5 protein-coding genes are annotated in these 5,926 nt (G+C 65.2%); 1 reads left to right on the top strand and 4 read right to left on the bottom strand.

Going from position 1 to position 5,926, the window contains the following annotated elements; genetic code table 11:
* On the top strand, positions 1–1,151 hold a 1,151-nt coding region (locus tag JNN06_RS11650), incomplete at its 5' end, for a heavy metal translocating P-type ATPase (protein ID WP_291239760.1).
* Between the two features lie 24 nt (positions 1,152–1,175).
* Here JNN06_RS11650 and dnaJ read toward each other — a convergent pair.
* The 4 genes from dnaJ to JNN06_RS11630 all read right to left on the bottom strand — a co-directional run.
* Positions 1,176–2,336, bottom strand: coding sequence for a molecular chaperone DnaJ (dnaJ, locus tag JNN06_RS11645; protein WP_291239759.1), 1,161 nt, complete (start codon positions 2,334–2,336; stop codon positions 1,176–1,178).
* Between the two features lie 72 nt (positions 2,337–2,408).
* Entirely contained in the window at positions 2,409–4,316 is a 1,908-nt protein-coding gene (gene dnaK / locus JNN06_RS11640; protein WP_291239758.1) for a molecular chaperone DnaK, read from the bottom strand.
* Positions 4,317–4,497: 181 nt separating this feature from the next.
* Positions 4,498–5,106 carry an SH3 domain-containing protein gene (locus JNN06_RS11635; RefSeq protein WP_291239757.1) on the bottom strand — a complete coding sequence of 203 codons (609 nt, stop codon included), beginning with the start codon at positions 5,104–5,106 and terminating at the stop codon, positions 4,498–4,500.
* A partial coding sequence (locus tag JNN06_RS11630) for an ABC transporter permease (RefSeq protein WP_291239756.1) occupies positions 5,103–5,926 on the bottom strand: 824 nt, incomplete at its 5' end. The genes JNN06_RS11635 and JNN06_RS11630, both read right to left, overlap by 4 nt.

The raw sequence follows: 5,926 nt of genomic DNA, 5'->3' as shown, positions 1-5,926 counted from the left end.
CGGTTCTGGTTTTGCTGGGCGCGGCGCTGGCCTTTGCCGGGTTCTGGCTGTTGGGCCATGCGCCGCAGGCGGCCCTTTACAAGGCGGCGACGGTGCTGGTGGCGGCCAGCCCCTGCGCGGTGGTGATCTCGGTTCCGGCGGCGATTCTTTCGGCCCTGTCGGCGGCGGCGCGTGGCGGGGTGCTGTTCAAGGGCGGCGCCGCGCTGGAAACGCTGGCCGAGGTGCGCGCCTTCGCCTTTGACAAGACCGGCACGCTGACCACCGGCAAGGCCGAGGTCACCGGCATTCACGCCGCGGATGAGGCCGCCTTTCTGCGCAAGCTGGGCGGTCTGGAGGCGCAATCGGAACACCCCATCGCCGAGGCGATCCGGCGCGCCCTGGCCCTGCGCGGGCTGGCAGCCGAGGCGGTGACCGGGGTGCGGGCCCATCCCAGCGAAGGGATCACCGGGCGCGATGCCGAGGGCCCGATCTGGGCGGGAAATCCGCGCATGGCGGCACGAATGGGCGCCACCCTGCCCCATCTGGCGGCGCAAGACGGGGCAGAGACCCTGATCTGGCTGGGGCGCGGCGCCGAGGTTCTGGGCGCGGTGACGGTGGCCGATCGCCCGCGCGAAAGCTCGCGCGCCGCGATTGCCGCCCTGAAGGCGCGCGGGGCGGCCGTGGCCCTGATGACCGGCGACCGGCAGGCCGTGGCCCAGCGGATCGGCGGCGAACTGGGCTTCGGCACCTCCGAAATCCACGCCGATCTGCTGCCCGAGGACAAGGTGGCGCTGGTGGCCGCGCTGGCCAGACGGGGCAAAGTGGCCTTTGTCGGCGACGGGGTGAATGACGCCGCCGCCCTTGCCCGGGCCGATGTGGGCATCGCCATGGGGGTGGCCGGGTCGGAGGTCGCCTTGCAAGCCGCCGATGTGGCGCTTTTGTCCAATGAAATGGGCCAGTTGGCCAAGGCACAGGCGCTGGCGCAGCATACGGCGCGCATCATCCGGCAGAACCTGATCTTCGCCATCGGGGCCATGGTGGCGCTGGTGATCGGCGGGTTGTTCTTTGATCTGCCGCTGCCCTTGGCCGTGCTGGGGCATGAGGGCGGCACGGTTCTGGTGGTGCTGAACGGGCTGCGGCTGCTGGCCCATCCGATCAGCGCCGCCAAATGAAAAGGGCGCCCGAAGGCGCCCCACTCATTTCATGCCATCCCAGAAGCTTTTCACCTTCGAGAAGAAACTGCTGGCCTCGGGGTTGTTCTCCTCGCTCAGCTTCTCGAATTCGCGCAGCAATTCCTTCTGCCGCGCGGTCAGGTTCACCGGGGTTTCCACCACCAGCTCGATCAGCAGATCGCCCGAGCCGCCACCGCGCAGGGCCGGCATGCCCTTGCTGCGCAGACGCATCTGCTTGCCGGTCTGGCTGCCCGCAGGCACCTTCACGCGGCTGCGGCCGCCGTCAATCGTCGGCACCTCGACCTCGCCGCCCATGGCCGCCGTGGTCATCGGCACTGGCACGCGGAAGAACAGATGCACGCCATCGCGCTGGAAGATCGGATGCTCTTTCACCTCGATGAAGATGTAAAGATCGCCCGAAGGCCCACCGCGCAGGCCCGCCTCGCCCTCGCCCGCCAGACGGATGCGGGTGCCGGTTTCCACCCCTGCCGGGATGTTCACCGACAAGGCGCGATCCTTCTCGGTCCGGCCCGCGCCACCACAGACCTTGCACGGGTTTTTCACCATGCGGCCCATGCCGTTACAGGTCGGGCAGGTGCGCTCGACGGTAAAGAACCCCTGCTGCGCCCGCACCTTGCCCATGCCCGAGCAGGTCGGGCAGGTCACCGGCTCGGCGCCGCCTTCGGCCCCGGTGCCGTGGCAACTGTCACAGGCGATCGAGGCGGGCACCGTGATGGTTTTCTGGACGCCCTTAAAGGCCTCTTCCAGTGTCACCCGCAGGTTATAGCGCAGGTCAGAGCCGCGCTGCGCCCGCGTGCGCGCCCCGGCCCCGGCGCCCCCCCGCCCGCCGCCCATGAAATCGCCGAACAGATCCTCGAACACATCCGAGAAGGCGCTGGCAAAATCGCCATTGCCACCACCGAAGCCGCCGCGCGGGCCGCCACCGCCGCCCATGCCGCCCTCAAAGGCTGCATGGCCGAAACGGTCATAGGCCGCCTTCTTGTCGGCATCCTTCAACACGTCATAGGCCTCGTTCACTTCCTTGAACTGGGCCTCGGCATTCGGATTGTCGGCATTGCGGTCGGGGTGCAGCTCTTTGGCCTTCGTGCGGTAAGCCTTTTTCAGCTCCTCCGCCGAAGCGCCGCGGGCAACACCCAGCACCTCGTAATAGTCACGTTTCGCCATGGATCATCCCCCATCGCGAACCGGAGAGGGGCGGCCCGTTGCCGGACCGCCCCCTTTCCGATTCCAGCGGTCTCACTTCCGCTTGTTTTCGCCGAGATCTTCGAAATCGGCGTCGACGATGTCGTCATCCGCCGCGCGGGGGCCATCTTCACCGGCGTCACCGGCCTCGGCTTGCTGCGATTTGTAGATCGCCTCGCCCAGTTTCATCGCCGCCTCGGTGAGGTTCTGGATGCCGCCCTTGATCTTGCCGGCGTCCTCGGTCTTGAGGGTGTCTTCCAGCGCGCTCATGGCCAGTTCGATGACCTCGACAGTCGAGGGGTCCACCTTGTCGCTGTGTTCGGCCAGGGATTTCTTGGTCGAATGCAGCAGGCTTTCGCCCTGGTTCTTGGCCTCGACCAGCTCCTTGCGGGCCTTGTCAGCCTCGGCATTGGCCTCGGCGTCGCGGACCATCTTGTCGATCTCGTCATCGGACAGACCGCCCGAGGCCTGGATCGTGATGTTCTGCGACTTGCCGGTGCCCTTGTCCTTGGCCGACACCGACACGATGCCGTTGGCGTCGATGTCGAAGGTCACCTCGATCTGCGGCATGCCGCGCGGGGCGGGCGGGATGTCTTCCAGATTGAACTGGCCCAGCATTTTGTTGTCGGCCGCCATCTCGCGTTCGCCCTGGAACACCCGGATCGTCACCGCGTTCTGGTTGTCCTCGGCGGTCGAGAAGACCTGGCTTTTCTTGGTCGGGATGGTGGTGTTACGGTCGATCAGGCGGGTGAACACGCCGCCCAGCGTCTCGATGCCCAGCGACAGCGGGGTCACGTCGAGCAGCACCACATCCTTCACGTCGCCTTGCAGCACGCCCGCCTGAATCGCCGCGCCAAGCGCCACGACCTCATCGGGGTTTACACCCTTGTGGGGTTCCTTGCCGAAGAACTTTGTCACTTCCTCGATCACGCGCGGCATGCGGGTCATCCCGCCGACCAGAACCACCTCGTCAATGTCGCTGATCGACAGGCCCGCATCTTTCAGCGCGGCCTGGCAGGGCTTCATCGAGCGTTTGATCAGGTCATCCACCAGGCTTTCCAGCTTGGCGCGGGTGAGTTTCATCACCATGTGCAGCGGCGTGCCCGAGTTGCGGTCCATCGAGATGAACGGCTGGTTGATCTCGGTCTGGCTGGAGGAGGACAGCTCGATCTTGGCCTTTTCCGCCGCCTCTTTCAGGCGCTGAAGGGCCATCTTGTCATTGGTCAGATCGACGCCATGCTCTTTCTTGAACTCCTCGGCGAGGTAATTCACGATGCGCATGTCGAAGTCTTCGCCACCCAGGAAGGTGTCGCCATTGGTCGATTTCACCTCGAACAGGCCATCGTCGATTTCGAGGATGGTGATGTCGAAGGTGCCGCCGCCGAGGTCATAGACCGCGATGGTGCGGGTTTCTTTCTTGTCGAGACCATAGGCCAGCGCGGCAGCCGTGGGCTCGTTGATGATGCGCAGCACTTCCAGACCGGCGATCTTGCCCGCATCCTTGGTGGCCTGGCGCTGTGCGTCATTGAAATAGGCGGGCACCGTGATCACGGCCTGGGTGACGGTCTCGCCCAGATAGGATTCAGCGGTTTCCTTCATCTTTTGCAGGATCATGGCCGAAACCTGCGCGGGCGAGTATTTCTCACCGCGCACCTCGACCCAGGCATCGCCATTGCCGCCATTCACCACGGCATAGGGGAGGTTTTTCTGATCCTTCAGGATCGCCGGGTCATCATGGCGGCGGCCAATCAAACGCTTCACGGCGAAAACGGTATTGGTGGGGTTGGTCACGGCCTGCCGCTTGGCGGCTTGCCCGACCAGACGCTCGGTTTCGGTGAAACCGACGATCGACGGGGTGGTGCGGGCGCCTTCCGAGTTTTCGATGACGCGCGGCTGCGACCCGTCCATGATGGCGACGCAGGAGTTCGTGGTCCCGAGGTCGATCCCGATGACTTTGGCCATAATGCTACCTCTTCCTTCGGCGATGTTGTGGGGGCAGAGCCTGACAAGGCCTCCGTCCCCGATCCCAGATCAACCGGAGGGCGCGGCCCGCCCTTCCGGCTTCGTGGCGTATATAGGCAGGCTGTTCTGACCCTGCAAGCCGAACGACGCGCGGAATCCCGCCGTTGCTTGCGCTAAATTTTCAAGGCTTCACCGAGCAGCAGCCTTGCAGCGCCGCAGGCTCTGCCGCGCCGGAAAGGCCGGGACGCAGCGTGCCGGTCACGGTGATGCCGAACTGCCGGTCGCTCATGCCATCCGAACAGCGGGCCCCGGTCAGCAGCAGATCGCCGCCGGGCTGGCCTTCGGCGCCAAAGGCGATGCTGGCGCCCCGCTCGGTGCTGCTGATGGCGCCCAGTTTCAGCCGGGTCTCCGGCAGGCCCGGCTCCTCGCGCCGCACATCGCCCGCGCCCGGCGCCAGCGTCAGCGACCAGAAGGGTTCGGTGCCGAAACAGCGCAGGGTGGAGGTCACGCGGAACCACGGCGCCTCTGCCCGGGGCGCCAGGTATTTCAGATAGGCCCAGCCCGCCGCCTCACCGGCATTCACCAGCCCCCAATTGCCGCGCCGCTCCACCACCTCGATGCCACTCGCATCGCGGGCCAGCGTGGCGATGACCGGGGCGGAGGCCGAGGGTTCGGCCCGCACATTCAGCACATCCCCGGCAGAGACGCCGGTCACGTCATGCAGCGCGGGCAGCGTCTCGGCCTGGGCGACACCGGCAAAGGTCATCAAAAGCAATAGGATACGGATCATCGCTTGGCGCTCCAGCTGGCGGAAATATGCTGCCGGGTGAAGAACTCGGCCATCAGACCCACGATGATGCAGGCAAACGTCACCTGGATCGGGTAAGAGATCGAGGTATGCTGCGGGTGGTAATTCAGGAAGATGAAGCCCCGCCCCTGATCAATGGTGTGAAACAGCGGGTTCCAGTCGAACCAGCCCCGGATGCGCGCGGGCATCGCATTGGCGACAAACATCTTGCCCGAGGCGATCATATTGGCCCGCATATAGATCTGGCTGATCAGCCCGAAAGCATCCGGCGCCCAAGGCTTTGCCGCCAGAAAAATCATGCCGATTCCCACGCCCGAGGCCCAGGAAATGAGCATCATCCCCATGGCCTGCACGGGCTCATAGATCGAGATCGGCGTGAAGGCCACGTGATAGACATACAGCACCACTGCCGCCGACAACACTTGCAGATACAGCGCCGACAGCGCCGCCGAGGCGATGGCGACAATGGTGTTCATCGGGCGGTGCAGCATCATCGGCGAGGTCGGCCCCTCCGACCCCGACACCGCGCCAAGCGCCTTGGTATGGGTCATGAACATGAACACGCCCGACATCACATACAGCACGAAATTGCCCCGGATGGCCGAGCCGCGTCCACCCATGATGCTCATCATCGTGTAGAACACGAGGATCAGCATCACCGTCTGCACGATGTTCATCAGCAGGCCGAACAGCGCGTTGCCATGGCTTTTGCGCACATGGCGGACGGCGGCATGAAAGATCAGCTCCAGCATCGCCAGGGCGGAGGCACCGCGCGAGCGGGGGCGATCCAGTTGAAACATGC

The organism is Gemmobacter sp. (assembly GCF_016792925.1).
Lineage (GTDB): Bacteria > Pseudomonadota > Alphaproteobacteria > Rhodobacterales > Rhodobacteraceae > Gemmobacter.
This window is presented reverse-complemented; position numbering and strand designations above follow the sequence as displayed.

What these genes read in the sequence shown, in the direction of transcription:
- dnaJ (WP_291239759.1), bottom strand. Translation starts at nt 2,336, where the DNA reads ATGGCGAAACGTGACTATTACGAGGTGCTGGGTGTTGCCCGCGGCGCT.
- dnaK (WP_291239758.1), bottom strand. Translation starts at nt 4,316, where the DNA reads ATGGCCAAAGTCATCGGGATCGACCTCGGGACCACGAACTCCTGCGTC.
- JNN06_RS11635 (WP_291239757.1), bottom strand. Translation starts at nt 5,106, where the DNA reads ATGATCCGTATCCTATTGCTTTTGATGACCTTTGCCGGTGTCGCCCAG.